At 31.0% G+C, this 25,908-nt stretch carries 23 protein-coding genes; 1 reads left to right on the forward strand and 22 read right to left on the reverse strand.

Annotated features, from left to right (window positions below; translation table 11 throughout):
• Positions 1-9 precede the first annotated feature (9 nt).
• The 20 genes from ACX6CF_RS11715 to ACX6CF_RS11810 form a co-directional block, all read right to left on the reverse strand.
• Entirely contained in the window at positions 10-2,172 is a 2,163-nt protein-coding gene (locus tag ACX6CF_RS11715) for a methyl-accepting chemotaxis protein (protein WP_458785517.1), read from the reverse strand.
• A 577-nt stretch (positions 2,173-2,749) separates the two neighbouring features.
• Positions 2,750-4,468 (reverse strand): sigma 54-interacting transcriptional regulator, encoded by a 1,719-nt coding sequence (locus ACX6CF_RS11720; protein ID WP_458785518.1) that lies wholly within the window; start codon positions 4,466-4,468, stop codon positions 2,750-2,752.
• Positions 4,469-4,661: 193 nt separating this feature from the next.
• Positions 4,662-5,300 carry a dihydroxyacetone kinase subunit DhaL gene (gene dhaL, locus ACX6CF_RS11725; RefSeq protein WP_458785519.1) on the reverse strand — a complete coding sequence of 213 codons (639 nt, stop codon included), beginning with the start codon at positions 5,298-5,300 and terminating at the stop codon, positions 4,662-4,664.
• 8 nt (positions 5,301-5,308) lie between these two features.
• Positions 5,309-6,292, reverse strand: a complete 984-nt coding sequence (gene dhaK / locus ACX6CF_RS11730; protein ID WP_458785520.1) for a dihydroxyacetone kinase subunit DhaK — start codon at positions 6,290-6,292, stop codon at positions 5,309-5,311.
• A gap of 14 nt (positions 6,293-6,306) precedes the next feature.
• Entirely contained in the window at positions 6,307-6,777 is a 471-nt protein-coding gene (locus tag ACX6CF_RS11735) for an L-2-amino-thiazoline-4-carboxylic acid hydrolase (protein WP_458785521.1), read from the reverse strand.
• Between the two features lie 39 nt (positions 6,778-6,816).
• On the reverse strand, positions 6,817-7,524 hold the full coding sequence (locus ACX6CF_RS11740; RefSeq protein WP_458785522.1) for an ABC transporter ATP-binding protein: 708 nt from the start codon (positions 7,522-7,524) through the stop codon (positions 6,817-6,819).
• Between the two features lie 2 nt (positions 7,525-7,526).
• Positions 7,527-8,288 (reverse strand): ABC transporter ATP-binding protein, encoded by a 762-nt coding sequence (locus ACX6CF_RS11745; RefSeq protein WP_458785523.1) that lies wholly within the window; start codon positions 8,286-8,288, stop codon positions 7,527-7,529.
• Position 8,289: 1 nt separating this feature from the next.
• The gene (locus ACX6CF_RS11750; RefSeq protein ID WP_458785524.1) at positions 8,290-9,345 is read right to left on the reverse strand and encodes a branched-chain amino acid ABC transporter permease; all 1,056 of its coding nucleotides are present in this window, start codon (positions 9,343-9,345) and stop codon (positions 8,290-8,292) included.
• Positions 9,346-9,348: 3 nt separating this feature from the next.
• Positions 9,349-10,224, reverse strand: coding sequence for a branched-chain amino acid ABC transporter permease (locus tag ACX6CF_RS11755; RefSeq protein ID WP_458785525.1), 876 nt, complete (start codon positions 10,222-10,224; stop codon positions 9,349-9,351).
• Between the two features lie 62 nt (positions 10,225-10,286).
• Positions 10,287-11,396: an ABC transporter substrate-binding protein gene (locus ACX6CF_RS11760; RefSeq protein ID WP_458785526.1), complete on the reverse strand. Its 1,110-nt coding sequence runs from the start codon at positions 11,394-11,396 to the stop codon at positions 10,287-10,289.
• 132 nt (positions 11,397-11,528) lie between these two features.
• Positions 11,529-12,809, reverse strand: coding sequence for an L-cysteine desulfidase family protein (locus tag ACX6CF_RS11765; protein ID WP_458785527.1), 1,281 nt, complete (start codon positions 12,807-12,809; stop codon positions 11,529-11,531).
• A gap of 504 nt (positions 12,810-13,313) precedes the next feature.
• Complete coding sequence (locus tag ACX6CF_RS11770; protein ID WP_458785528.1) at positions 13,314-14,399, reverse strand: nucleoside 2-deoxyribosyltransferase; 1,086 nt, start codon at positions 14,397-14,399, stop codon at positions 13,314-13,316.
• Positions 14,400-14,414: 15 nt separating this feature from the next.
• Entirely contained in the window at positions 14,415-15,368 is a 954-nt protein-coding gene (locus tag ACX6CF_RS11775; protein WP_458785529.1) for a nucleoside hydrolase, read from the reverse strand.
• A gap of 168 nt (positions 15,369-15,536) precedes the next feature.
• The gene (locus tag ACX6CF_RS11780) at positions 15,537-15,941 is read right to left on the reverse strand and encodes a secondary thiamine-phosphate synthase enzyme YjbQ (RefSeq protein ID WP_458785530.1); all 405 of its coding nucleotides are present in this window, start codon (positions 15,939-15,941) and stop codon (positions 15,537-15,539) included.
• Between the two features lie 17 nt (positions 15,942-15,958).
• Complete coding sequence (locus tag ACX6CF_RS11785) at positions 15,959-17,095, reverse strand: SIS domain-containing protein (protein WP_458785531.1); 1,137 nt, start codon at positions 17,093-17,095, stop codon at positions 15,959-15,961.
• Between the two features lie 28 nt (positions 17,096-17,123).
• Entirely contained in the window at positions 17,124-17,990 is an 867-nt protein-coding gene (locus ACX6CF_RS11790) for a sugar phosphate isomerase/epimerase family protein (RefSeq protein ID WP_458785532.1), read from the reverse strand.
• 25 nt (positions 17,991-18,015) lie between these two features.
• Positions 18,016-18,810: an HAD family hydrolase gene (locus ACX6CF_RS11795; RefSeq protein WP_458785533.1), complete on the reverse strand. Its 795-nt coding sequence runs from the start codon at positions 18,808-18,810 to the stop codon at positions 18,016-18,018.
• A 70-nt stretch (positions 18,811-18,880) separates the two neighbouring features.
• Positions 18,881-20,284 (reverse strand): ABC transporter substrate-binding protein, encoded by a 1,404-nt coding sequence (locus ACX6CF_RS11800; RefSeq protein WP_458785534.1) that lies wholly within the window; start codon positions 20,282-20,284, stop codon positions 18,881-18,883.
• A gap of 120 nt (positions 20,285-20,404) precedes the next feature.
• Positions 20,405-21,229: a carbohydrate ABC transporter permease gene (locus tag ACX6CF_RS11805; protein ID WP_458785535.1), complete on the reverse strand. Its 825-nt coding sequence runs from the start codon at positions 21,227-21,229 to the stop codon at positions 20,405-20,407.
• Complete coding sequence (locus ACX6CF_RS11810) at positions 21,229-22,110, reverse strand: carbohydrate ABC transporter permease (protein WP_458785536.1); 882 nt, start codon at positions 22,108-22,110, stop codon at positions 21,229-21,231. Before ACX6CF_RS11810 ends, ACX6CF_RS11805 begins: the two co-directional genes overlap by 1 nt.
• A gap of 255 nt (positions 22,111-22,365) precedes the next feature.
• On the opposite strand from ACX6CF_RS11810, the gene ACX6CF_RS11815 reads away from it, so the two are divergent.
• Entirely contained in the window at positions 22,366-23,151 is a 786-nt protein-coding gene (locus ACX6CF_RS11815) for a GntR family transcriptional regulator (RefSeq protein WP_458785537.1), read from the forward strand.
• Between the two features lie 164 nt (positions 23,152-23,315).
• Here ACX6CF_RS11815 and ACX6CF_RS11820 read toward each other — a convergent pair whose 3' ends face one another.
• Together ACX6CF_RS11820 and ACX6CF_RS11825 are read right to left on the reverse strand one after the other, a co-directional pair.
• Positions 23,316-24,947: a glycoside hydrolase family 13 protein gene (locus tag ACX6CF_RS11820; RefSeq protein WP_458785538.1), complete on the reverse strand. Its 1,632-nt coding sequence runs from the start codon at positions 24,945-24,947 to the stop codon at positions 23,316-23,318.
• A 66-nt stretch (positions 24,948-25,013) separates the two neighbouring features.
• Positions 25,014-25,907 carry a carbohydrate ABC transporter permease gene (locus tag ACX6CF_RS11825; protein ID WP_458785539.1) on the reverse strand — a complete coding sequence of 298 codons (894 nt, stop codon included), beginning with the start codon at positions 25,905-25,907 and terminating at the stop codon, positions 25,014-25,016.
• Between the last annotated feature and the right edge of the window lies 1 nt (position 25,908).

The raw sequence follows: 25,908 nt of genomic DNA on the forward strand, positions 1-25,908 counted from the left end.
CCAATCTTATTAATCGATCTTAAATTCATCAAGGCTGCTATTCATTTCGTCAACAACCTTAGCCAATTCACCCGACATATTAACTAGCTGTTCTGCTGAGGATGTCTGTTCCTCTCCAGTTGCTAATACTTCTTCAATAGCTGCTGCTGATTCTTGGGCTATAGCTGCTATACTAGTTATTGAAGTTATTGCTTCATTTTGTATTTCATCAAAACCTGATAACATTTCAAATACCTGATCTACTTTAATTTTTATTTGATCCATATTTTTTACTATAATATTAAATGCGTCATCCGTTTTATTAACTGCCTCTTGCTGCCTTACGAAAATATTTCCGCCCTCTTCTATCATTTTCGCTGTTTCACTAGTAGCATTATGTACTTTACTAACTATTGATGAAATATCTTTAGCTGCATCTTTTGATTGTACAGCAAGCTTTCTAACTTCATCGGCAACAACTGCAAACCCTTTTCCTGCTTCTCCTGCTCTTGCCGCTTCAATAGCTGCATTCAGTGCAAGAAGATTGGATTGTTCACTAATTCCATCAATAAGTCCAATTATCTTTAATATTTCTTTGAATTTATCAACTAGACTCATGATATCTTTCTTGAAGTTATTAGATAAGTTTGTTGCATCTACTGTACTATCATTCAATTCTTTAATGATATTTGTAGCTTGTACACTTATTTCTTTTGTAGCTTCTGTTGCTTCAACTACGTTGTTGAAGTAATCTTCTGTTTCATTGAATTTATCAATGAACTTTTTAACAATGGTTGCTGCATTTTCTGCATCTCTTGCTTGTTCCATTGCACCTTGAGAAACGGATTCAACAGCTATAGTCACTTCTCTTGAGCCAGCCGCAGAATGTCTTGCTATTTCTGCAACCTGACTAGAATTATCGGATACTACATTTGTTAAATCTCTATTATTATTTATCAGGTTTTTAGTGCTTTTTAACATCATATTATAGCTATGGGATAACTGACCCATATCATATTTACCTTTTATGTTAGATACTGCTGTCAGATCTCCATCTTCTACTAATTTCATCTTGTTTCTGATGTATTTGATAGGATAGCTGATATTAAATGAAATTACACTAGATAATATGAAAGCAAGTACACTTATACCAAGACCAACCCATATTATTACATTTCTAGTACTATCTATTATTCCTAAAAATTCTTTATTTGATATTTGTTCAACAAAAAACCAATTATTGCTACATCTTATGTATGAAGTCATTTTACCATTGAGATTAAGATTATCAGATACTATTTCAGCTTCTTCATCTATATTTTCTTTGATATCCTCATATTCTTCAAATGTTTCTCCTAATATTGTTGAATCAGCATTATATACAATAGCTCCATTCTCATCAATAATGAATTCATCTGTTTTATCATCAGCATTTTCAAACACTTCTGTTAAATAGGATTTCTTAACTTCAATTATCAATACTCCGATTTCATGTGCAGTTGATATTCTAGTTAATTTTCTCATTAGATATATACTATCTGGATTATCGTATGAATTACTTAACCATATCGCTCTGCCTCTAGCATCACTTACTCTTTTATAGATGTCGCTATCAAAGAAACCTTCTGATATTTTACCATGAGTTGCTCTACATTCTATGGTTTCATCTCTTTTCACGATTACAATGTTTTGAATACTAGTATTAGAATATTGTATAGAAAATAATTTTTCATTAATTAATGAATCTCTCTCTTTTAACATATCGAATAGATTTTCATAATCATCTTTGTTCTTAGATAATGTTTTGACAAGAGAATCATCACTCATAATTACCATAGAAGTATTTTCTATTTCTTTTAATTTCATATTTATATTTTCATTTATACTATTAATTAATTTTACATTATTACTCTTTACTTGGTCTGTCATTGTTTCTTTAACTAAGCTTAATAAAACTATTGATATTATTAATATTGGTAGTATTGCCGCAAGAGTATGTGAAATTGTCAATTTCAACTTTAATGGAAATCTTTCTTTAATTGCTTTGTCATAATTTTTAATACTCTTTACTTTTTCTTTTTTCTTAATTTTTTTGTTTTTTATTTTCTCATTAATAGATTTATTATTTTCTACCTTTGATTGTTTAGCTTTTTTAGAGAATTTTATTTTATTATTCTTTCTCTTCAGTTTCACTAAAATCACCCATCCCATCTAGTTTGTCTTTTGTTAAATTTCCATATTTTTCATATACGAATATTATACTATCTTATACTATATAATGCAATTATATTGTTATTTTTAAGTATATTTCATCTATTTTTGTAACATATTGTATAATTTATATTCCAATATTAATCAACAAATGCTATACGAATTGAATAATTTTTAAGTAATTGTAGTAATATTTACTATAAATAATTTATTTTTTTGACTAATTAGTCGAATTTCTCAGAACTTTATTCATAACACAAATATGATTTAAGTCTTTAGTCCTACTAACATAAATTATAATAACTATACATCCATATGACCTTTTGATTATTACAATTATTTATTAATATACTTTTTATTGCATAAATTGTCATAATTATATTCTCTACAACAAAATTTGACAAATAGTTAATTTTATTGTATAATAATATCATCCTTTAGTAGTTTAAAAACAGTATTTTGCGATAGTTCCCCTTAGTACTATCGTATTTTTTTGTCCAAAAAAAGAACCATCTCTTTTTATGAGACAGCTCTTTTGGTATTATAGTCATGAACTTAATCAATTAAGTTCGTATTTTTTTAATTTTCTATATAGTGTCGCTCTACCTATACCCATAGCTTCAGCTACTTGGTTTTTGGATTTATATTTTTTCATCATCTTTATTATGAGTTCTTTTTCCATATCTTCTACATTCATTATTTCTCTATTACTTCCACTTGCAAAATTCAAGTCTTTCACATCTTCTAATGTTATTACATCAGAATCGCTATTACATATGATTCGTTCCATTATCTTTTCTATTTCACGTACATTATTAGGCCAACTATAATTATACATCATATCCAATACTTCTTCTTGTATCAGTAGATTTTTCTTCATATACTTGATTTTAAGTTTATGCAATGTATTATCCACTATGATTTTTATATCGCCTTTACGTTCTTCGAGTGATGGTATGGTTATAGTATTTTTTGATATCCTATAATAAAGTTCCTCATCAAAACTGCCTTGTTTTACAAGAGAAGTCAAATCTTGACTTGTATCAAAGATCATTCTGATATCTAGGTTAAATCCTTTATATGTTTCTAATTTTATTTGCCTGGTCTTTATTACTTCAACTAATCTTTTTTGTAGATATAAAGGCATTTCAGAGATATTTTTAAAGAATATAGTACCTTTATGTGCCATCCTAAGTTTACCAATGCTAGGGTTAAGGACTGTGGTTTCGTTTTCACTTCCAAAAATCTCATGTTCCAAAAGTTCATAAGGGATGTTTTCACAATCCACATATAAAAAATATTGGTTGGACCTATCAGAGAAATTATGGATAGCCCTTGATAAAACAGACTTTCCTAGACCTACCTTACCACATATCAATATATTTTCAGATGTTACAGATAACTGTTTTGCCTTATTAATTTGATCTACAAAAACAGGATCATTGCCTAGTAGGGTATCAAATGATATATTAACTTTATTATCCATTATTTCATTGAGAGCGTTATATACTTTTCCAATACTTTTGAAGGTTAAAAGCATTCCATGATCAATACCATTTATTATTATATTCCTACTGGATATAAATCCATAAAAACTGTTGTTTCCCTTATCATAAGAGAATACTTTGTATGAGAAATCTTCTCTGAACATCATCATCTCATGAATTAGTTGATGGTCAATTATTTGTTCAATGTTATCACCTGTGATGTCTTTTTCTATCTTAAAATATTTTTCAAACTGTTGGTTATAATGAACAATCTCTTTTTTATTATTAATAAGAACCAAGGCATCTTCTATCATATTAATGATGATTTCCCGCTCTTTTTTTATAATATTAAGTTTATTATAATTATCTGTACTATTAAGTTTTGAACTAAGCAGGTCCGACATTCTTTCAAGAAATTCTATAGAGTTTTGTAGATTCTCAAAAACAGGACTAGTCTTATTGACAGGTACTAACAGTGCAATGGCACCGACTACTTTATTTTCAAAGAAAATAGGTACACTGACAAGACCAGATATAGCACATTTCTTCAAATCCGGACAGTTTTTACAATGTTTATAAGTAGATTTATCGCTAACTGCAACTACTTTACCAGTGTGCATAACCTCACCTAACATAGAATATCTACTTATAGGTGTTGGCTCATCGGTATAATAGAACGTATTACCAATCATATTATATTTATCATCAATGATAATTACATCAATATTAAGAATCTTAGATATAGTTTCAGCAAACTTGGAAGCTATTTCTTTTAATTCAACAAGATACATAAAAATACCTCCTAAGAAAAGAGGCTACGCCTCATTCAGCAAAGCAATTTGTTCATTAGTTAAGTTTTCTTTACACATATAAAAAATTAATTTTAATGTTTCTAAAAATAGAATTTCTTATAAGGAAAAAAATAGGGTAGAAACTACCCTATAATAAACCATAATTTGCTATATTTTAGTAACATTATACTACTTATTTACACAAATAGTCAACTAATACTTCAAGCTGATAACACATGGTAACAGCTCCTGGATCGAGATGTCCAACCCCTTTATTGGCCTGGTAACAAGCACGTCCTCTAACTGCTTCCATATCTTTTGTACTATTCATACCATCTATAGCACCTTGTTTCATTGCTTGTAGTGCATCATAGTCATCCATATCCTTTTCAATTGCATCTTTTAATGCATTTACTGCTGGATACATACTATCAATCATAGTCTTGAAGTTTGGTTTTGCATTACCTCTCTGCATAATAGCATTAAGTTCAGCTTCTAGAACTTCACATAAGAGCTTGATATCCAGTTCTTCTGATTCACCAATAGTTTTTGCAGCACTTATATATGCACTACCATATAAGACTCCTGATGAACCACCAACAGTACTCATAATTAACATACCGATTTTTTTAAACATATCACTAAGCTTCAATGATAATAACAATTCTTTATTCTCAACTAATTTCTGAAAACCCATATTAATATTTACCCAATGGTCTCCATCACCAGTTACAGAATCAAGCTTAGTTATATAGTCTTTATTCTCTTCTATTTTCTTAGTTACTATATCAATATATTCAACATATTCTTTAGAAGTTATTTTAACTTTCATATAATCACCTAGACTTTCAATGCTGGTGTATCACAAGGAGCATCCAGCAATTTGATTAGCTCATCGTCGAGTTTTAATAATGTTATTGAACACCCTGACATTTCAAGCGCTGTCATATAATTACCTACTAAAGTTTTATGAATCTTAATATTCTTCTTCGATAGGACTTTTTCAACCTCATTATTCAATATATACAGTTCCATTAAAGGTGTAGCTCCAAGACCATTAACCATTAAAGCAACTTCACTGTTACTATAATCATAATCCGCAAGAATTCTATCACATAAAATCTTAGCAAGTTCCGCAGCAGTTTTAACAGTTGTTCTTTCGATTCCAGGTTCACCATGTATTCCCATACCGATTTCTATTTCATTTTCGCCTAATGTGAAACCAGGTTCCCCTACTCCAGGAAGGATACATGAAGTCATAGCCATACCCATACTACGAATATTAGCAATAGTTTTTTCAGCTACACATTTCACTTCATCAAGGTTTCCACCTGCTGCTGCTTTGGCTCCAGCCAGTTTATGAACAAATACCGTACCAGCGATACCTCTACGTCCAGTTGAATAAGTACTGTCCTTTACTGCCACATCATCTTTTACTGTAACCATCTCAACTTTTATATCTTCCATTTCGGCTAAATCTTTTGCCATAGAGAAATTCATGATATCTCCTGAGTAATTCTTGATTATAAGTAAAACACCTTCACCTGTATTTGCTTCTTGTATACCTTGTAATATTCTATCTGGTGATGGAGATGCAAAAACATTTCCTGCTACAGCAGCGTCAAGCATACCTTTTCCTACATAACCTGCATGAGCTGGTTCATGTCCACTGCCTCCACCTGATACAAGACCTACTTTGTTTTCTTTATTGACTTTTGAAACAACCTCTAGATCCTTGGAATATTGAAGCTGAGGATTTGCCTTAACCAAACCTTGAAGCATTTCACTTACAACTTCGTCAGGATTGTTTATAATCTTTTTCATCAGCACCTGTCCTCCTATTTCTTAGTAATTACCATTTCACAGCAATCTTCACATTTTGAAATGAGTTGTTTGAATTCTAATTTTAATTTTGGGTGAACTCCTACCATACCAAAATCACCATAACATGCTAAATCACAAAGATGTTCAACTTCTTCTTCTGAACAACCAAGCTTTTTCCAAGCTTCAACAAGTGCACAATGATGGAATTTGATAATACTTTCTTCTTCATCAATCTTAACTGGTTCCATTGCAAAAGCTTCTCTTGGATGTCCTGTCAAAATTGCTTTAGCAAAATCAGCAGGAGTATTACATACACCTATAGCTTCGCCTTTAGAAATTCCAAATTCAGTAATTGCCTTTTCAGCTATTTGATCAAATCCTTCATCTGTATATTTTGATAAAAGATAAAACCATTTTGCTCTGTCCTCAATAGCACTTCTAAATGCATCTGTTAATTCTTGTTGTGTATATTTTTTTTCACTCATTTTCAATTCCTCCATTTTTTCTTTTAATTTATATTAATATTAAACGCTACCAAGATATGCTTTTCTTACTGCTTCATTGTTACATAAAACCTGAGCATCGTCTGTCATAGTCACTTTTCCAGTTTCTAGGACATAGCCTCTATGAGCGATAGATAATGCCATATTCGCATTCTGTTCAACCAGTAAAACAGTGATGCCTTGTTTATTGATAGATGCTATTAAATCAAATATCATTAATACCAAATTAGGAGCAAGCCCTAGAGAAGGTTCATCCAATATAAGAAGTTGTGGCATGGACATAAGCGCTCTACCAATCGCCAACATCTGTTGTTCACCACCAGATAATGTTCCAGCTATCTGCTTCTTTCTCTCTAGTAGCCTTGGAAACAAGTCGTACACTCTGGCATATGAATCATTTATCTCTTTTTTATTAGTACGAGTAAATGCTCCAAGTTTCAGGTTTTCTTCTACTGATAATGCAGGAAAAACCTCACGTCCTTCAGGAGAAAGACTAATTCCTTTCTTAACTATTTCAGAAGGAGTTATATTAGTAATGTTCTCTCCTTTGAACCAAACTTCTCCAGCAGTAGCTTTTAACAAACCAGTTATCGTAGCCATCGTTGTGCTCTTACCAGCTCCATTACTACCTATAAGAGTTACAATCTCTCCTTGTTTAACTTCAAGGTCAATACCTTTCAAAGCGTGAATATTACCATAATGTGTATTTATACCTTTTACTTCCAGCATTGTTATTCACTCCTTCCTAGATATGCCTCTATAACACGTTTATTATTAGCTATTTCAGCTGGCAGACCTTCAGCAATCTTTTTACCATAATCAATAACATAAATCCTATCAGAGATGTTCATAACAACATTCATATCATGTTCGATCAGTAATATTGTGTAACCTTTATCTCTTAGACTCTTGATAAAGTTCAACAATTCTTCTGATTCCTGAGGATTCATACCTGCTGCCGGCTCATCTAGAAGCAGTATTTTAGCGTCAGTAGATATAGCTCTTGCTATCTCAAGTTTTCTTTGTTCACCATAAGGCAGGTTGCTGGCATAACTGTGTATCTTATCCTTCAAACCGATTGAATCTAATATTTCTATTGCCTTTTGATGTTTTTCTTTCTCTACTTCTCTATATTTTTTAGTTCTAAAAAGCAAATCCAAAAAACTATATTTTGTGTTGATATGCATCCCTATCAAAACATTTTCAATAACCCTCATATCCCCGAATAATCTAATATTCTGAAATGTTCTTGCCAAACCAGCTTTGACTATTTCTTGAGGTTTTTGGTTATGGATAGGTTTGCCTTCAAATATGATTTCGCCTTCTGTTAACTGATTAACTCCAGTAAGCAAATTAAAGAGTGTAGTCTTTCCTGCACCATTAGGTCCAATGATACTAATTATCTCACCTTCATTTACTTCAAAAGCAACTTTATTAACAGCAATCAAACCACCAAAATGTTTAGATATATTTTTCACTTCCATGAGTGCCATATCACATACCACCCTTCCCTGTAGAAATCACTTTATTAGGTATGTCAACTACAACCCCTTTGGGAAGTTTATACTTGGTCTTTCTCTGTCCTCCTAGAATACCTTGTGGACGGAATCTCATCATAAGTACTAGAATGATACCATACATAACAAATCTATACTCTTGTAAGAATCGAAGTACTTCTGGGAATGTAACCAATAACATGGAACCTAGGAACATTCCGCCAATAGTACCCATACCACCTAGAATAACAATACTTAGTATCATGATAGAAGTATCAAATGTAAATGTGTTAGGATCAATATATCTTATCATGTGAGCATAAAACGCTCCTGCAAGTCCTGAGAAGAAAGATGATAGTACAAAAGCAATAGCTTTATAGTAGGTTGTTTTTATTCCCATCATTGTAGCTGCCATTTCATCTTCTCTTATAGCCATCAATGCTCGACCCATTCTAGAACGAACAATACCAACTATACAAAATGTTGTTATTACAACAAATACAAGAATCAAGTAATATAGACCACCATTTGAAGTTGATAATTCTATTCCGAAAAACGATGGTTTAGGGATTCTTGTCACCCCTAACGGTCCATTTGTTACACTCTGCCAGTTCAACAATACCATTCTTACAACTTCCATGAATCCTAATGTTGTAATAGCCAAATATGTTCCTGATAGCCTAAATGTCGGTAATCCTAACAAAAGTCCACAAACTGCAGCTAATAACGCCGCTATAGGAGCAGTTATAAAGAAATTAAGACCGTAGTTGACACTAAGCAAAGCAGATGCATAAGCACCAATAGCATAAAATGATGCATGTCCTAATGATATTTGTCCAGTATAACCTGTTACCAGTCCCAGTGATAATGATAAAATACTATACACACCTATCATTATTACAATTCTCAGTATGTACTGGGAACTGATTATAAAAGGAAGTACTGCCAATAATACAGCAATAATTGGATAAACTATCTTTTTATTGCGTTCGATAAACTCTTTTAAATCAACTATATAATTTGATATATTTTCAATAAATTTTATTTTTCCCATAATCTACACCTTTGTAATACCTTTCTTGCCGAATAAACCTGTTGGTTTAATTAGCAGTACAATAATTAGTATTATAAAAGCTGTGGCATCTCTATAGCCACCACCTATATATGTTGCAGCAAAACTTTCTGAAACTCCTATTATCAGACCACCAATAATCGAACCATGTAATACTCCAATACCACCTAAAACTGCAGCAGAAAACGCTTTAAGTCCTGCTAAATACCCCATACTAGGGTAAACCATTTGATAATAACCACTAATTAATGTTCCAGCGATAGCAGCTGAAGCACCGCCAAGGAAAAATGTAAAAGTAACTATAAAGTTTACGTTAATTCCCATCAAACTAGCAGCTTTTTGATTTTGCTCTACTGCTCTCATTCCTAGACCTATCTTAGTACCTTTAATAATATAGGTAAGAAGTCCAAGTAGTATAACAGATACTAAGAAAATAAATAATTGTGTAGTACTAATTTTTACTCCAACTATATTTATAGTTCCATAATCAAATAGTTTTGGAAAAAACTTTGTTTGACTACCAAATGCTGTCATCAGCAGATTCTGTATAATATAAGAAATACCTATTGTAGTAATTAAAGCCGCAATACCCTTTGATTTTTTAGCTCGAAGTGGAGCCAATGCTACTTTATCAATAGTTATACCTAGCAATCCTGTTGCAACAATACTTATCATTAAAGCAGGAATAATACCAAATTGGTAACCTACAAAAACCATTGTAATATGTGCCCCAAATGCATAAACCGAACCATGTGAAAAGTTTACAAGTCTTAGAATACCAAATACCAAAGAATATCCTACTGCAATTAGAGCATAGACCATACCTAAAGTTAATCCATTGGCCAATTCTTGTAATATCAAGTTTACACCTCCTTGTTTCTCTTGAACTAATCATTTCTATAAAACATATTATTTTTTAATACCTACTTAACTTCTATAAATGCACCATCTTTAACTTTAACCTTAGTAAATACTTTCATTGCATCACCCATAGAATCAAATTTTGTTTCTCCAGTAACACCTGGGTAATTAATCTTAGCTAATTCGGTTTTAATATCTTTTCTGTCTGCTTTTCCAGCTTTTTCAATTGATGTTAAAATCATACCTGCACTGTCATATGCTTGTGCTGTTAAACTACTAGGCATTGAACCATATTTTTCTTTGTAAGCATTTACAAAATTAGATACTGCTGGATCAGCACTTCCATGGAAGAAAATAGTTGGGAAATGAATATTTTCAGCACTTTCTTTTGCAAGATCAATCAATTGTTGACTATAAGCATTAGAGAAACCTACAAATTCAATATCAGGATTGATAGCTTTGTATTGTGATGCAAATGGAGCAAGAGCATTATACATTGCTGCAACTATTATTACTTCTGCACCAGCATCATTAAGTTTAGAAATATTAGGACTATAGTCAATTGTACCATCAACAACTTCTTGGTAACCAACAACTGTTCCTCCCGCTTCTTCAACAAGAGACTTAGTGATTTCTGCAGTCTTGATACCCCAGTCTGTCTTAACAGCTAATATTCCGACTTTCTTCTTACCTATAGTTTCAATTGCTAAATCAACAGCTTGTTTTGCTTCAACGTTAATAACCGTATTATTCCTAAAAATGAAGTCTCCTTCTTTTGTATAATCAGGATGTGATGCAGATGGTGATATTTCAACCATACCAGCTTCTTGATATTTAGGAGATGCAGCCATACAAACACCACTAGCAAAATGACCAACAACTGCTTTTATAGATTTGTCAGAAACTATTTTTTCTGCTATAGTAGCAGCTTCTTCACCGTTATTTTTATCATCATAAACAACTAATTCGATTTCTTTTCCAAGAACTCCACCTTTTTCATTCCATTCATCAACTTTTAGTTGAACTGCATTTTTAAAACCTGTACCATATTCTGCAAAATCACCAGTTAGTGGACCAACAACTGCAATCTTAATCTTGTCTGAACTTTTACACCCTGTAAATACACCCATAATAAGAATTATAACTAATAAAACAGATACTTTTAATTTCATTAAATTTTTCCTCCTTTTATTATTTATAAAGTTATCACTATCCATATATATTGAACCCAAACATATACTATTAAAAACTTCCTCCTTTCATTTATTACTATTGAAAATCAGACTGGGTAAACACTAAAGATATTATTGATTAAGCATTATCTTCAAGATTTCAACATCTGTTTCTTTCATACCTTCTCGCCCAAGTCTACCCATAGCAGAAATAGTGTTTTCCACTGTTTCTTTTACAATTCCTGTTTCAGCTTCATAAGCATTGCCTTTCATTGCAAGAAAATGAGCCATAATAGCTGCATCTACACTAGATGCAATTTTTGCTGCACATGATGCTTTTGCTCCATCACATACGATACCAGAAACATTCGCTAGCGTATTAGTTATAGTTTTTTCTATTTGTTCTAAACTGCCATTTTCAAGATATGTTAATCCTGCTCCACTACCACAAGCTGCATTTACTGCTCCGCAATATGCTGATAATCTCCCTAGATTAGTTTTTTGATGTATAGTAATTAAATTAGCTAAAACCAAAGCCCTATACATCTTTTCTTTGTCATATCCTTTTTCTTGTGAATATATGATGACAGGTAATGAAGTAGCCATTCCTTGATTTCCACTACCAGAATTAGTTACAACGGGTAAACTACATCCGCCCATTCTGGCTTCTGATCCAGCAGCTGCATATGCTCTTACTTTAGTAATTATAGTATCTCCAAAACACTCCATAAGCATATTACCTATATTAATGCCATAATTACTTTTTAGTCCTTCATTTGCTATTGCTAGATTATACTCAATTTGATTATCAAGAAATTCTTTAACATCTTCTAGTTTCACTGTATTAGCGAATTCATGAATATCTTTTACATTTAATATATTTCTATCTGATAATGATTCATTAAAATTATCTTTGTTATATGGTTTTTCAAATAATACTTCTCCATTTTTCTCTATCTTCGTAATATTTACGTGTGTATGTACAATTTCTATGAAAGAGTATTCATCCTTATACTTGGCTTCTACAATAATGTGTAAGTTTGCATCTTTTTCTATCATTTCGATTTCACACATATCTGTATTCATTAATTCTTTGATTTTTTCTATATCTGAATCTGTTAAATCATTCAATAACTGCATTTCTTTACTTGAATCTCCTACAATAAGTCCTGCATATACACTTGCTTTAATACCTTTTAGGTTACCAGTATTAGGAACTATAACAGATTTAGCATTTTTAATTATATTTCCACTACATTTTATAACTATTTTATCTGGGAAATTCCCAAGTACTTCTCGTGATTTAGCTGCTGCATAAGCAATTGCAATTGGCTCTGTACATCCTAACGCTGGAACAAGTTCCTGTTTTAGAATATCAATATAGCCTTGATATTTTTCTTTATCTAAACTCACTTGTGTGGACCCTCCAATCTATTGTGTATCATTTTGATACTGTAGTCTCGTTTTTGTTTCATGTACTTATAATACATTCTTATTTGACATTTGTCAACATAAATTTTATTGTTTTTTTGATATTTTTATGCAATTTACTAATATTTTATGTGATATCCAAAATATAACATTATGCTTATGAGTTGTTTCAACAATAACCTTGTATCATTTTGATACGTTATTTTGATACAATTAAATATACGGATAAATATTGCGTATTAAATCATTCTGTATATATAACAAAAAACACCACCAAACATATTTGTCTGATGATGTTTATAAGTAATTATATATTTATAGCCTTATTATAAAATCTTTTCAATTATATACTCATCTCTATCGATTCAAAGTCATTTTCTAGAGTTTTCTTATCTTCTGATTCAGCAATCTTTATTTTAATACTTTCTACAATATTACTATTGGTCTTAGTTGATACTAATGTTCCTTTTTCAACGCTTATTAGTATTATTTCTTAATATCTTTAACTATATCTTTAATTACCTCTTCAAATTTTCCACGGAATATTTTCATAGAAGAAGCAAACATCAAATTAATAGGATAATCAAAATTTTCAACATTACTTCCGCACATATCCTTACCAGAATTACTGTAATTTGGTATTTGTTTTTTCATGCTTGATGTATCATCCATATAGCCATATAATTTTTTCCCCAACTGAAATGCCATGCCACATTCGAATCCAACATCATTACATGATTCATATCCTCTGAAATCATTTAAATCAGCTATAATAATATCACAGTTCCTAACGTGTTGTTGATAATTATCAAATTCATTAGCTGCTCTTACATAAGGATTTTCAGTTACTATCTTTTTTACTCCATTTGCAATATCTAATGGAGTAATAACTTCTAAATCATATTTTTTACAGATTTCTTTCATAACTTGATATTTTTCTATCCCATCCGAATCATATCTTATAGAATCTGATAGATAAACTATTGGCTTATCTCCTTTTTCAATTGTTACTTTATTAGAGTTATCAGTATAAATACTTCTTTTAGCTTTTTCTTTATAATCTTCTTCAATATCAGTCATTAACATTTTAAGGCAATCATCAAAATCACCTTCAACTATTTTTGTAGATCCAATAATTGATGGTGAAAATGGTAGATCACTATATGGGTGAACTCTACCCGTTTCATCATATACTACATTATCTCTTAGAACTGCTCTTTGATTTTTCCAAAGTACATTTCTTTTGTCTCTAGTATATCCATAACATCTTATTCCTTTAGCATATGCCATTCCCAATTCATATATTGTTCCATTATCCGGTTCAGAACCTCTAAAAGCTTCTAAATCTGCAATAATAACTGTTGATTCATTCATACTCTTAGCACAGTTTTTAAATATTTCATCAGCATTTTTTTGTAATTCTTCATTATCTAAATTTAATGGATCATCATTAGGTAACGTAACAGAAAATCCTAGTGATTCAGATCTTCTTCTCATAGCATCTAAAATTTCAAATCCTGAAGTATAAAAGCATTCTGGTCCCGCAATATAAATACTTTTTTTTTCAAACATTAAATTTCCCTCCTATTACGCTAATACAAGCTTCATTAAAAGTTTTAAAAATCTTTCGTAATCTGCTTTAGCTCCAATTTCAATTGTGGGTAAATTTTGCCATGCATGATGATGTCTACTATCTAATACTGTATTTCCTAACGTCAGTCTACCTTGTGTCTCAATACCAACTTTTCCTTTAATTGTTTCCACTAGTGTAGGATCAATAGCATATCCAACAGCCATACAGTCAATTACCGTGCAGTATGCTTCAAACCCTCTATTATCAACAAAATTAATTGCTTGTAATAAGAATTTGGCTTCTTTGTTATCACTATTTTTTAAGTCTTCCATGTCCTTTTTTGTTAAATTAACATTAAAATGAGTAGCAACATCTAGTCCTACTGCAACTAATTCAACTCCTGAGTTATAAACAATCTCTGCTGCTTCTGGATCTACATATACATTCCACTCACTCTGAGGTGTATCTCCTGTTGCATTAGCGAAAGAATATTTATTTAATCCAAATGCGCCTGAAATAGCATATATTCCCGAAATCATATCTTTAATTTCTGGTGCTTGTCTCATAGCCATTGCAATATTTGTCATTGGTCCTGTCACAATAATATAAATATTTCCTGCATTTTCTTTGACAGTATCAATAATCAAATTTATAGCATGTTTTTTACTTAATGCCATCTTAGGATCAGGTAAAAAATTCTCTCCCTGCCCATCTTCTCCATGAGTAAATGGATCACTAGGAACTGATCTTACCATTGGAGTTCCCATACCTTTACCGACTGGAATGTCTGTACGTCCAATCATTTCTAATACTTTTCTAGCATTTACAGAAGTTACTTCTATAGGATAATTACCATTTACTGTTGTAATGGCTTTTACATCTAAAGCTTCTGACTTACATGCCATTACTATAGCCATTGAATCATCCATTCCTGGATCACAATCTAATATAATTCTTTTCTTATCCATTATTTTAACCTTCTTCCTTTCATTAATCTACCATAATATTTAATATTGCTATCTATTCCTATGCACATTAATAATTTTTCTATATAAGAATAAAAGTTTGCTAAGCAAACTTTAGATTCTTACGTTATAGTTAAACTGATCTTTGACTGATAACTACCTTATATTTATTTAGTCAGCATAGATTTTAACAAAATACTCACGATTTCTAGGTCCATCAAATTCTACAAAGTAAATACCTTGTGAATGCCCTGCAAGTAATTCACCTTCATTAATTATAAATGTCATTGAAACGCCTAATAATGATGATTTCACATGACCAGCAGCATCTTGTGGTGTATCATGCTGATGTTTAAAATCTATTCTAGTTGGCACTAATCTACAAATTTCATCTTGTAAATCTTCAAATCCCTTTGGGTCCCAAAAAGATGTTATTGTTAATCCTGCAGTTGTATGTGGTGTATAAACAACACAAATCCCACTTTTCACTCCACTTTCTCTTACGAATTCTTTTATATCATCAGTAAGGGAGACTACATCATTTAATTCAGTTTTAATTTTAAAGTTCTTTAGCATTGTTTCTAATCCTCCATTTATTTAATAATTATTTCACTATTTCTTACGCTTGCTCCACCTTCACAGAATTTCCATCTTCCTTCACATCCACGACCATCTTTTTCTCCAAGCATTTCTCCAATATATCCTGCTAGCAAACATATAGGTACATATTGTGTTAATGGCATTGTAATAGGATACTCTGTTTTTGGAACTTGTATGTAATTAGTATCAATATCAAAGTCTTCTTTAGTTCCATCCGTAATTATTATAGATGGTCTTCCTAGCATTTCCATGTACTTGGCTAATTCTTTAGCTCTACTAAAGGTAGGATTAGTAGTGTTTGCAATTAAAATCGTTCCAATATCATCTATGTTTTTAATGAAGAAATTAAGATGTAACCATTCTTCTGTATTTATATGCATTGCATATTTACCAATTGCTTCATATATTTTTGCATGTCCAAACCATGCGGCTGCATAATCAAAACCAGCACCGATAAAATCGTATGCTTCCATACGCTTCCATTCATGTGCAATCTGCAATACTTGTTCATCCATATTTGGTAACATTTTCTCAAGTGCATCAGCTTGATTAGCAATATCATATCTGTAGCTCATTGCTTGATCCATAGTATAAGAACCTCTAACTTCTCCAATACGAATAGCCATAAGTAATAATGACATTACAGAAACCATATAACTGCGAGTTCCAGGAGCTGATTCGAAGGCTGGGATATCAAGTTCTAATACTTTTGATGCATTTTTACCTAATAACGATTCTGTATTACCTGTAATACCTAATGTAAAGCCTCCACATTTATTAACACGTTGAATAGCTTCTCCTACACGTGCAACCCCTCCCGAATTACTTACTGCTATAACTAGGGGATTCAAAGGAGCAAAGCCTAATTGTAGTTTTGAATATAATCTTGATAATTCTATTGCCGTAACTACCTCAGTTGGTATATTAGTCAACATTTCAAAAGTGTGTTTTGTTGCTAATGCTGCAGCATATGAATCACCACAACCCGTTAAAATTATTCTTTGAATAGAAAAAATTTCTGGTGTAGTTAATACTTTTCTTGTTTTAGGTTCTAAATCCTCATATTGTTCCTTAATTAAATTAGGCAAACTCATTACTTGCCTTCTCATTGCGTTATCAAAATTGCTCATATTTACCTCCAAAATAGAATATTTATTATTATGCTAATGATAATAGATGATTCCCTACATTAACACTGTGTATTAATGCGGACAATACTAGTTCATCAGGCACTCTTTCTGTATATCTATGTATTTCATAAGTAAAATCTCCCTTATAGTTTATTTCTTTTAATGCTGACATTATTTCTTCCCAATTCGTGTGACCTGAATATGGCAATATATGGTCATCATCTTTACCGATGTTATCTGAAATATGTGTAGCCTTTAAACGTTTTCCTATAAGTTGAAGTGCTGGAAGTTGCTCTTGTTTCATAATATTTGCATGCTCAACATCCCAACATATTCCTAGATTTTTATAATTAAGACTATCTACTAAATCTACTAATTCTTCTGAAGTTGTTGTATATCTTCTTAATGGCGAAATATTTAAATCCCACAAATTTTCTATTGCTATTCCAACATTATGTTTTCCTGCAAATTCTATTAGAGGTTTAAAATATTCTATATTCTTTCTTTTCGAATCTTTGACTAATTGTGGTGATGAAAAATCTGTTCCTGCATGAATTACTAACCATTCTACTCCTAATATCTCGGAGCATATAACAGCCCTTTTTATTACATTATCATATAATTCTCTCTCACTATTGTATTCACAAAAATTATAAAAAGGCGAATGTGCTTGGCTAAATTCAATATTACAATCATCAGCAACTTGTTTTAAATTATTTATCCACTTTTCCCATTCTTTAGTTTTAAATGGTGTTTCAAAAGTAGTACAATCATGAAAATTCATATCCATGACTCTATAACCTGCTTTTGAACACATAGTTATACACTTTTCAATAGTTTCTTTTTCACCTAAAGGTCTATTAAATAAAATATTAGTAGATGTTGATAATCTCATATGCTCACCTCTTCAAATTAAGTAATTAAAAGCAATATTTCGAAACTGCTTCAATAACTCCATCAATATAATTATTTTCACATACATAATCAGCTGCTTCTTTAGCTGCTTTTGTTGCATTTCCTACTGCAACGCCCACACCTGATTCAGTAAGCATTTCAACATCATTTTGATGGTCTCCTATTGTTAGTATTTCATCAATATCTATATTTAATAATTCCGATAAATACTGCATCGCACTAGCTTTATTAGAATTTTTATCTACAATTTCAACTGCTTTATCAGTGTATCTTGTAAAACAATAATCGCTATTAAGATTTTTACACATATCTTCTATTACAGTAATTCTTCCATCCCTTATATCATCCATCACTGTAACCTTATCAATTAAAATATTTTCCCATTCATCCTCAGTAAAGAAATGCTCATCATAGTAGCGGTTAAAACTTTCTCTTTGACCCATAATCCATGGTGTTGGTCTAAATATAAATTCTTTTCCTTCGATAGTATAAATTATAGACATTCCCATTTCATCTGCTTTAAGTAATAAGTCTTTTAATCCTTTAGCAGGTATTTGATTTCTTATATACAATTCCTTTTTTGATAATATTGTAGCTCCATTGCAAACAATATATGGTATTTTAATTCCTAATTTATCAACAAAATTATTAGCCATACATTCAACACGTCCTGTTGCTATCGTAAAATGTATATTTTTTTCATTTAATCTTTTTACTAGATTTATAGCTTTGTCACTAAGTATTTCATCTCTTCCAATTAGAGTGCCATCCATATCGCTTATAATCAATTTAACTGCCATACATATTCACTTCCTCTTACTAAATTTAGTGGAAGAGAATCTCAACTCTCTTCCACTTTCTTAATAACTCTTAATTATTTGCTCTATTATATGCGGCTAGTTTTTTATTACATTCTTCAACTATGTAATCGCGAGTTTCATCTACTGTCATATTTCCAGCCCCAAATTCAGCCATTGTATCTTTTATTATTGCATCAAGTTCCCAAGGTATTAAATCAAATGGTTCTTGTACATTTGGATTTGATTCATTAAGTTGATTAATTGCAACTTGATATTCTGGATGAGATTCTAAATGAGATTTCATCTCTGGTAATTCATATGCTTTTAAATTAGCGGCAACATAGCCTGTTGCAATACTATATTTTGCTTGTGCTTCTGGAGATGCTGCATATTGAATGAATTCCCAAGCTGCATTTAGCTTATCAGAGTCTCCCTTATCAAATAAACAAAGAGATCCACCACCAACACTTACGCCACCTTTATCAGCAGCATCAACTTTTGGTAAGTATGCTACTCCAAAGTTCGCATCTTCTCCCATTAGTCCATGAATTGTACTAATACGTGAAGTTGACATAATAGCCATTGAACTAATACCAGTTGCAAATTCTTCATTAATATTATCTTCTATAGGTTTATATCCACCTGTCTTAACAAGTTTTTCCCATTCTGTTAAATATTTTTCTAGTGATCCGTCTTCACCAAAAGTAACTTTTGTCATTTGCCCTGTACGTCCACCTTCATTATCTCCATAGAAATTAAAATCTCCTTGACCTCCAATGAAGTTTGATAATTGGTAACGTCTGATTGCAACATTCAAACCGTATCGTTCAACTTTATTCCCATTTGATTTCATCAATTTTGAAGTTGCATTAGCTAATTCAGCAATTGTTGTTGGGGGTTGCTCTGGATCAAGTCCAACTTCTTCAAAATGGTCTTTATTATAATATAGTAATATAGTTGAATTGTTGAATGGCATACCTATCATTTCGCTTTTGTATTCAAATGCTCTTACAAACGAAGGATGTAAATCATCTTTACTTATTGAAGCATCACCTTTTGCAAACATTTCATCAATTGTTACTAATGGATCCATTTTCATGACTGCTGGTATACCTGATCCATATATCTGTCCAACATCTGGAAAATTCTTAACATCATTTGCTTGTGAAACTGTTTTTAATTTTGCAACAACATCATTTCCTTGGTAAACCGACTTTACAAAAATTCCTTTTTCTTTACCTACTGTAGCATTAAAATCTGCTGCTACTTGGTCTGTTGCCTCACCTTTAACACCACTTGCTGAATGCCAGAATTCAATTTCGATAGTGCCTTTAGTTGAAGTATCTTTTTCATCATTTTTACTTGTATCATTTTTACTTACATCTTTATCACTTGCATCATTATTACTACTACATCCGGCAAACATACTAACTGTTAGTAATGTTGCTAAAATTAAACTAAGTAATTTTTTCATTTTTTTCCTCCTAATGTTTATTTTTTTATTATATAATTAGGTGTTCAAGAATTTATAATTACAAATTCTAAACATCCAATTTTATATAGGTATATAAATAAATCTATATTTTCTATGAAATTATCCTTTAACTGAACCAACCATCATTCCACTGACAATCCGTTTTTGGAAAAATATAAATATGAATAAGGAAGGTAATAGTACTAATATTGAAGCAGCCATTATTGGTCCATAGACTGTACCATCTGGAAAATTAAGCATTGTAATACCTACTTGTACTGTTCTCATAGAATTATCATTAGTTACTAACATTGGCCATAAATAAGTATTCCAAGTTCCAATAAATGCTGAGATAAATACTGTTGCTATTACTGGTTTTGCAGTAGGAAGTAATATTTGAATAAAAAATCTAAAATTTGAGCATCCATCGATAAAAGCAGCTTCTTTAAGACTTTTTGAAAATGTTAAAAAGTATTGACGCATCATAAAAATATTAAGTGCTGATACAAAGAAAACTATCATAGCTCCCAAGTATGTGTTTATTAATCCTAGCTGTGCCACTGTTTTATAATTAGTTACTAAAACTACATCAGCTGGTATCATAATTGTTCCTACACACATCATGAATAATGCATCTCGTCCTTTAAAAGTGAAAAAGGCAAAGGCAAATGCTGCCATACTTGCAGTTATTATTCTTATAACACTCGAAGCACCTGCTATTATAAATGAATTTATCATATATCTTCCAATAGTTGTTAGCGTCATTGCCTGCTTATAACTATCAAAAGTTATTTTTCTTGGAATTATTGTAGGTGTAACACTTAATATCTGATTTGCTTCCATTAACGAAATACATAGAGCATATGTAATAGGAAAAATTATAACTAATCCTAAACAAATTGCAAATAACTGAAATAAACCCGAACTATAATTTCTCTTAAACATTAGGAATAATGCACTCCTTTCTTCTCGAAAGTGAAACTAATCAATATCATTATGAATGTAATAATAAATGCTACAATCGCTGCTGCATACGCATCATTATAATTTTGATTATTCATTGCTTGTTTATACATAAATGATATCATTGTTTCTGTTGAGCCTTGTGGTCCACCTTCAGTAAGTATAATAGTAAGACCAGACATTACCATGTTTTTAGCTACTGCGTTACAAACTAAGAAAAATACAGTTGGTGATATTATAGGTATAATTATTTTTGTAGTTTTCTTAAATATATTAGCACCTTCAATGCTCGCCGATTCCAATAAATCTGTTGGAACGCCTCTGATTGCCGATAACAAAAACAAGAAATTATAACCTATTGTCATCCATACTTGAATTATAACTATTGAAATCAATGCATATGATTTATCATTTAACCAATTTATATCAGCACTTAATAAATGATTGATAATACCAATAGAAGGGTTATACATAAGCTGAAATATCATAGCACATACTGACATTGACATTGCCATTGTTAGGGAAAATAATAATTCATATATTGATGATGTTCTAGTTTTTTTATTTGCGATAAGCGCTAGTAAAAGTGCTATCCCTATAGAAGTTGGTACTGATAAAAATACAAACACAAATGTATTTCCTATTGATTTCAAAAATGCTTGATTGGTTAAAACATTTATAAAGTTTTCTAACCCAATAAATTCTTTGATCTTACCCATTGAATCTATCAAAAAAAAGCTATTAAAAACAGTTTTCAAAAATGGATAATAAGTAAATAATCCGAAAAATACTATTGCTGGTAATAAATAAAGAAAAGGTTCAATTTTCTTAACCAATTTTCTTTTGTTATATGTACTTAACAATTTACAACCTCCTTTTTAGAAATTATTGTTCGTCTCTTGCAGTAGTTTGTTAGCTTGTATTAACAATAACACAAGTTATTTGTGATTGTCAACAAATTTCAACAAAAAAATCCAATATTTTATGCACATTTAATAAAAACTGTTGTACATAGTTGTTTTAAATTTGTCTTCTTGTATTGACATCTATTCATAATATGTGTTAGCATATGAAATATATATTTTTCCAAATTTATATATTTGAGGAGGCATAATATTTTGAATAATAATAATTTAAAAATTGATAAAGATTCACCTGTTCCTATTTATTATCAAATAGCTAATAATATAAAAACACGAATTATAAATGGCGAATGGAATATAGGCGAACGTATACCTTCTGAATTTGAATTTACTAGTGAATATAATGTGAGTAGAGTAACAATACGTCAATCTTTAGCTAATTTAGAAAAAGATAATATCATATACAAAATTAGAGGAAAAGGTGTATATGTTAAAAATAATGCATCTCCATTAATACACGAATTAGGGTATCCAGCTGACGTTGGTACGAAAATGCGACAACAAGGAACTAATATAACTTCAGAAATACTTGTTCTAGAAATTGATAAAAATAAAATTCCAAATATAAAAAGTAAACTGAAATTAGATGAGAAAGATAAAGTTGTTTATATTAAACGTATTTTTAGTTTAGATGGTATTCCAATTAGTCTAAGCAGGGCTTGGTTACCTTTACATAAAGTACCCGATATTATTGAAAAAGGACTTATATCGAATAGATTAAGTATAACTTTAAAAAATAGATATGGATATGTTCCTTACAAAATTGAAAATTTTATTGAAGCTAACACTCCAGCATTAGTGGATATGAAATTATTGAATGCTGATTACAATACTCCTACTATTACATTTAACAGCATTTCATATATTGAAGATGGTTTACCACTGGAATATTCAAAAGTAATATGGTTAGGCGATAAAGTGAAATTTCATTTTAATGTCCAAAAAGACGATAATAACAACATTATTTTTACGGTCGGTTAAAAGACTATCTCTATACCTTTCTTATAGATTTAATGATAGATATGTTTAACGTTAAACTAACTATGTCTAAGTCAGTACATATATTATACATACCGATAGTTAAACACACTCTATCTAAGGCTATAGTCAGAAATATTATGAGACAGTCTTTTTTTAATCTTTTTTTATTTTATTAAATAAATCCTTGCTTCGTATGGTTGAAATACCGCTTCGCCAACTGATTGTTTATAATTACAAAGCAGTAATTTTTTCTCTTTTTTATATTGTTCCGAAATGGTACATTCCGTAGTTTCGCCGTAAAAATTACAGATAACTAATAATTTAGTATCTCCAAGCGTTCTTGTATATGCAAAAATATTTGGATCTTCTTCTAAAAGTATTTCGTACTTACCATCAATGATTACAGGATATTGTTTACGTAGTTGAACTAATTTTTTGTAATAATTAAATATGGAATCTTTATCTTGTACTGCCAACTCAGCATTAATCTCTGTATAATTAGGATTAACTTTCAACCAAGGTTCCCCTTTTGTAAATCCTGCATTATCAGTACTATCCCATTGCATTGGTGTTCTTGCATTATCTCTTCCTTTAGCATAGATGGATCTCATCACTTCTTCTTTTTCATAACCCTTTTGAATACGCTCTTCATATATATTCAAGGTTTCTATATCACGATATTCGTCAACCTTAAATTTAACATTGGTCATACCTAATTCTTCGCCTTGATATATATAAGGTGTTCCTTGCATACAATGAAGAACAGTAGCTAACATCTTAGCAGATTCTACCCTATACTCTTTATCATTTCCCCAACGAGATACAATTCTTGGTAAATCATGATTATTCCAGAATAAACTATTCCATCCACAACCATGTAGGGCTACTTGCCATTTAGATAAAACTTTTTTTAATTTTATGAAGTCCAGTGCAGCTAAATCCCATTTTTCTTTGCCTTCTTCTTGATCTAGACCAATATGTTCAAATTGGAATACCATAGAGAATTCACTATTATCTGGATTACTATATAATTCTGCTAGTGAAGGTGTCGCTCCCCATGCTTCTCCTACTGTGATAAGATCACCTTTTTGAAAAGTTTTCTTGCTCATTTCCTGAATGTAGTCATGTAAAAGTGGACCGTTATTAGTAATTTTAAGATCTGGATTTTTAGCTATCTGGTCAATAACATCTAATCTGAATCCTCCTACTCCTTTATCCATCCACCAATTAATCATATCGTAGATTTCTTCTCTAACCTTAGGATTATCCCAATTAAGGTCTGGTTGTTTTACTGAGAACTGATGGAAATAATATTGACCTAATTCTTCGACCCATTCCCAACAAGAGCCTCCGAAACAAGCTTTCATATCATTAGGTAATTCTCCTTTTACTCCATCTCTCCACACATAATAATCATGATATTTGTTATCTTTACTCTTCTTTGCTTCCACAAACCATGAATGCTCATCAGAAGAGTGGTTTAGTACCAAATCTAATATTATCTTAATATTATGCTCTTTAGCTCTAGCAATAAGATTCTCCATATCTTTTATACTACCGAACATGGGGTCTACGTCCATATAATCGGAAATATCATAGCCATTATCATCTTGAGGTGATTTACAAACCGGAGATAACCAAATAGCATCAATTCCAAGTTCTTCTAGATAGTCTAATCTATCTATTATTCCTTGCAAATCTCCCATTCCATCACCATTACTATCCTGAAAACTACGAGGATATATCTGATATACTACTGAGTTTTTCCACCATGGCTGTTGGTTATTGTTTTGCATTTTTACCATCCTTTCTATTATATATGATAACTTATTTTACATTTCTAAATACCTATTGTCAATATATTACTCTTTTACCGATCCCATAACAATTCCCGTAATTAGATATCTTTGTAATATAGGATAAATCATCAATAATGGAATTACAGCTACTACAATTTTGGCTGCATTCAAGTTCTGGTTGGATACTTCCATAACATTACTCAATGCAGTAGCACTATTTCCAGCTCTTAACAATTCTTCAATACTGACGCTTAAGGATTGAATATAGGTCATAAGTGGATAATTTTTTATTTTTGTTATATAAATCAATCCACTGTAAAAATCATTCCATGATCCCACAATACTAAACAGAGCAACTGTTGCAATGGATGGAACTGCACAAGGAATATATACTCTAAATAATACTTGAAGTGGTTTTGCTCCATCAATAATCGCTGCTTCCTCTAATGATTTCGGAATACCCATAAAAAAATTCATAACCAGAATTACACTAAAAATAGGTACTGCACCAGGAAGGATCAAAGACCATATGGAATTTAGAAGTCCCAATTTCTTCACCACTAAATAGGTAGGAATCATCCCACCATTAAAAAGCATAGCAAAGATTAATAAACCTATATAGATATTTCTTCCACGAAACTCCCTTTTTGTTTTAGAAAGAGGGTATGCCATTAAAACTATTAATAATATGTTCAAACCTAGTGCAATTATAACCCTCATTACCGATATACCAAAAGATCTCCAAAACTGAACATCGTCCATAATTTTTTGATATGCAGCGGTTGTAAAATGTACAGGTATTAAACCTACCCTATTTGCTGAGACAGCAGCGCTACTGCTGAAAGAAATTGCAACAATATTCCATAAAGGAAGCAAACATAATAACGCCAAACTAATAACAATAATATATATTAATAAAGTTCTCATTCGAGCCTTGATACTTCTATTTTGTATCATC

The sequence above is a fragment of the Vallitalea sediminicola genome (assembly GCF_054408565.1).

Excerpts from the sequence above, each read along its gene's own strand:
- ACX6CF_RS11745 (WP_458785523.1), bottom strand. The coding sequence starts at position 8,288 with ATGGCACTCATGGAAGTGAAAAATATATCTAAACATTTTGGTGGTTTG.
- dhaK (WP_458785520.1), bottom strand. The coding sequence starts at position 6,292 with ATGAAAAAGATTATAAACAATCCTGACGAAGTTGTAAGTGAAATGCTT.
- ACX6CF_RS11825 (WP_458785539.1), bottom strand. The coding sequence starts at position 25,907 with ATGATACAAAATAGAAGTATCAAGGCTCGAATGAGAACTTTATTAATA.
- ACX6CF_RS11750 (WP_458785524.1), bottom strand. The coding sequence starts at position 9,345 with ATGGGAAAAATAAAATTTATTGAAAATATATCAAATTATATAGTTGAT.
- dhaL (WP_458785519.1), bottom strand. The coding sequence starts at position 5,300 with ATGAAAGTTAAAATAACTTCTAAAGAATATGTTGAATATATTGATATA.
- ACX6CF_RS11780 (WP_458785530.1), bottom strand. The coding sequence starts at position 15,941 with ATGCTAAAGAACTTTAAAATTAAAACTGAATTAAATGATGTAGTCTCC.
- ACX6CF_RS11820 (WP_458785538.1), bottom strand. The coding sequence starts at position 24,947 with ATGCAAAACAATAACCAACAGCCATGGTGGAAAAACTCAGTAGTATAT.
- ACX6CF_RS11805 (WP_458785535.1), bottom strand. The coding sequence starts at position 21,229 with ATGTTTAAGAGAAATTATAGTTCGGGTTTATTTCAGTTATTTGCAATT.
- ACX6CF_RS11735 (WP_458785521.1), bottom strand. The coding sequence starts at position 6,777 with ATGAGTGAAAAAAAATATACACAACAAGAATTAACAGATGCATTTAGA.
- ACX6CF_RS11720 (WP_458785518.1), bottom strand. The coding sequence starts at position 4,468 with ATGTATCTTGTTGAATTAAAAGAAATAGCTTCCAAGTTTGCTGAAACT.
- ACX6CF_RS11800 (WP_458785534.1), bottom strand. The coding sequence starts at position 20,284 with ATGAAAAAATTACTTAGTTTAATTTTAGCAACATTACTAACAGTTAGT.
- ACX6CF_RS11795 (WP_458785533.1), bottom strand. The coding sequence starts at position 18,810 with ATGGCAGTTAAATTGATTATAAGCGATATGGATGGCACTCTAATTGGA.
- ACX6CF_RS11770 (WP_458785528.1), bottom strand. The coding sequence starts at position 14,399 with ATGTTTGAAAAAAAAAGTATTTATATTGCGGGACCAGAATGCTTTTAT.
- ACX6CF_RS11790 (WP_458785532.1), bottom strand. The coding sequence starts at position 17,990 with ATGAGATTATCAACATCTACTAATATTTTATTTAATAGACCTTTAGGT.
- ACX6CF_RS11775 (WP_458785529.1), bottom strand. The coding sequence starts at position 15,368 with ATGGATAAGAAAAGAATTATATTAGATTGTGATCCAGGAATGGATGAT.
- ACX6CF_RS11740 (WP_458785522.1), bottom strand. The coding sequence starts at position 7,524 with ATGCTGGAAGTAAAAGGTATAAATACACATTATGGTAATATTCACGCT.
- ACX6CF_RS11760 (WP_458785526.1), bottom strand. The coding sequence starts at position 11,396 with ATGAAATTAAAAGTATCTGTTTTATTAGTTATAATTCTTATTATGGGT.
- ACX6CF_RS11785 (WP_458785531.1), bottom strand. The coding sequence starts at position 17,095 with ATGAGCAATTTTGATAACGCAATGAGAAGGCAAGTAATGAGTTTGCCT.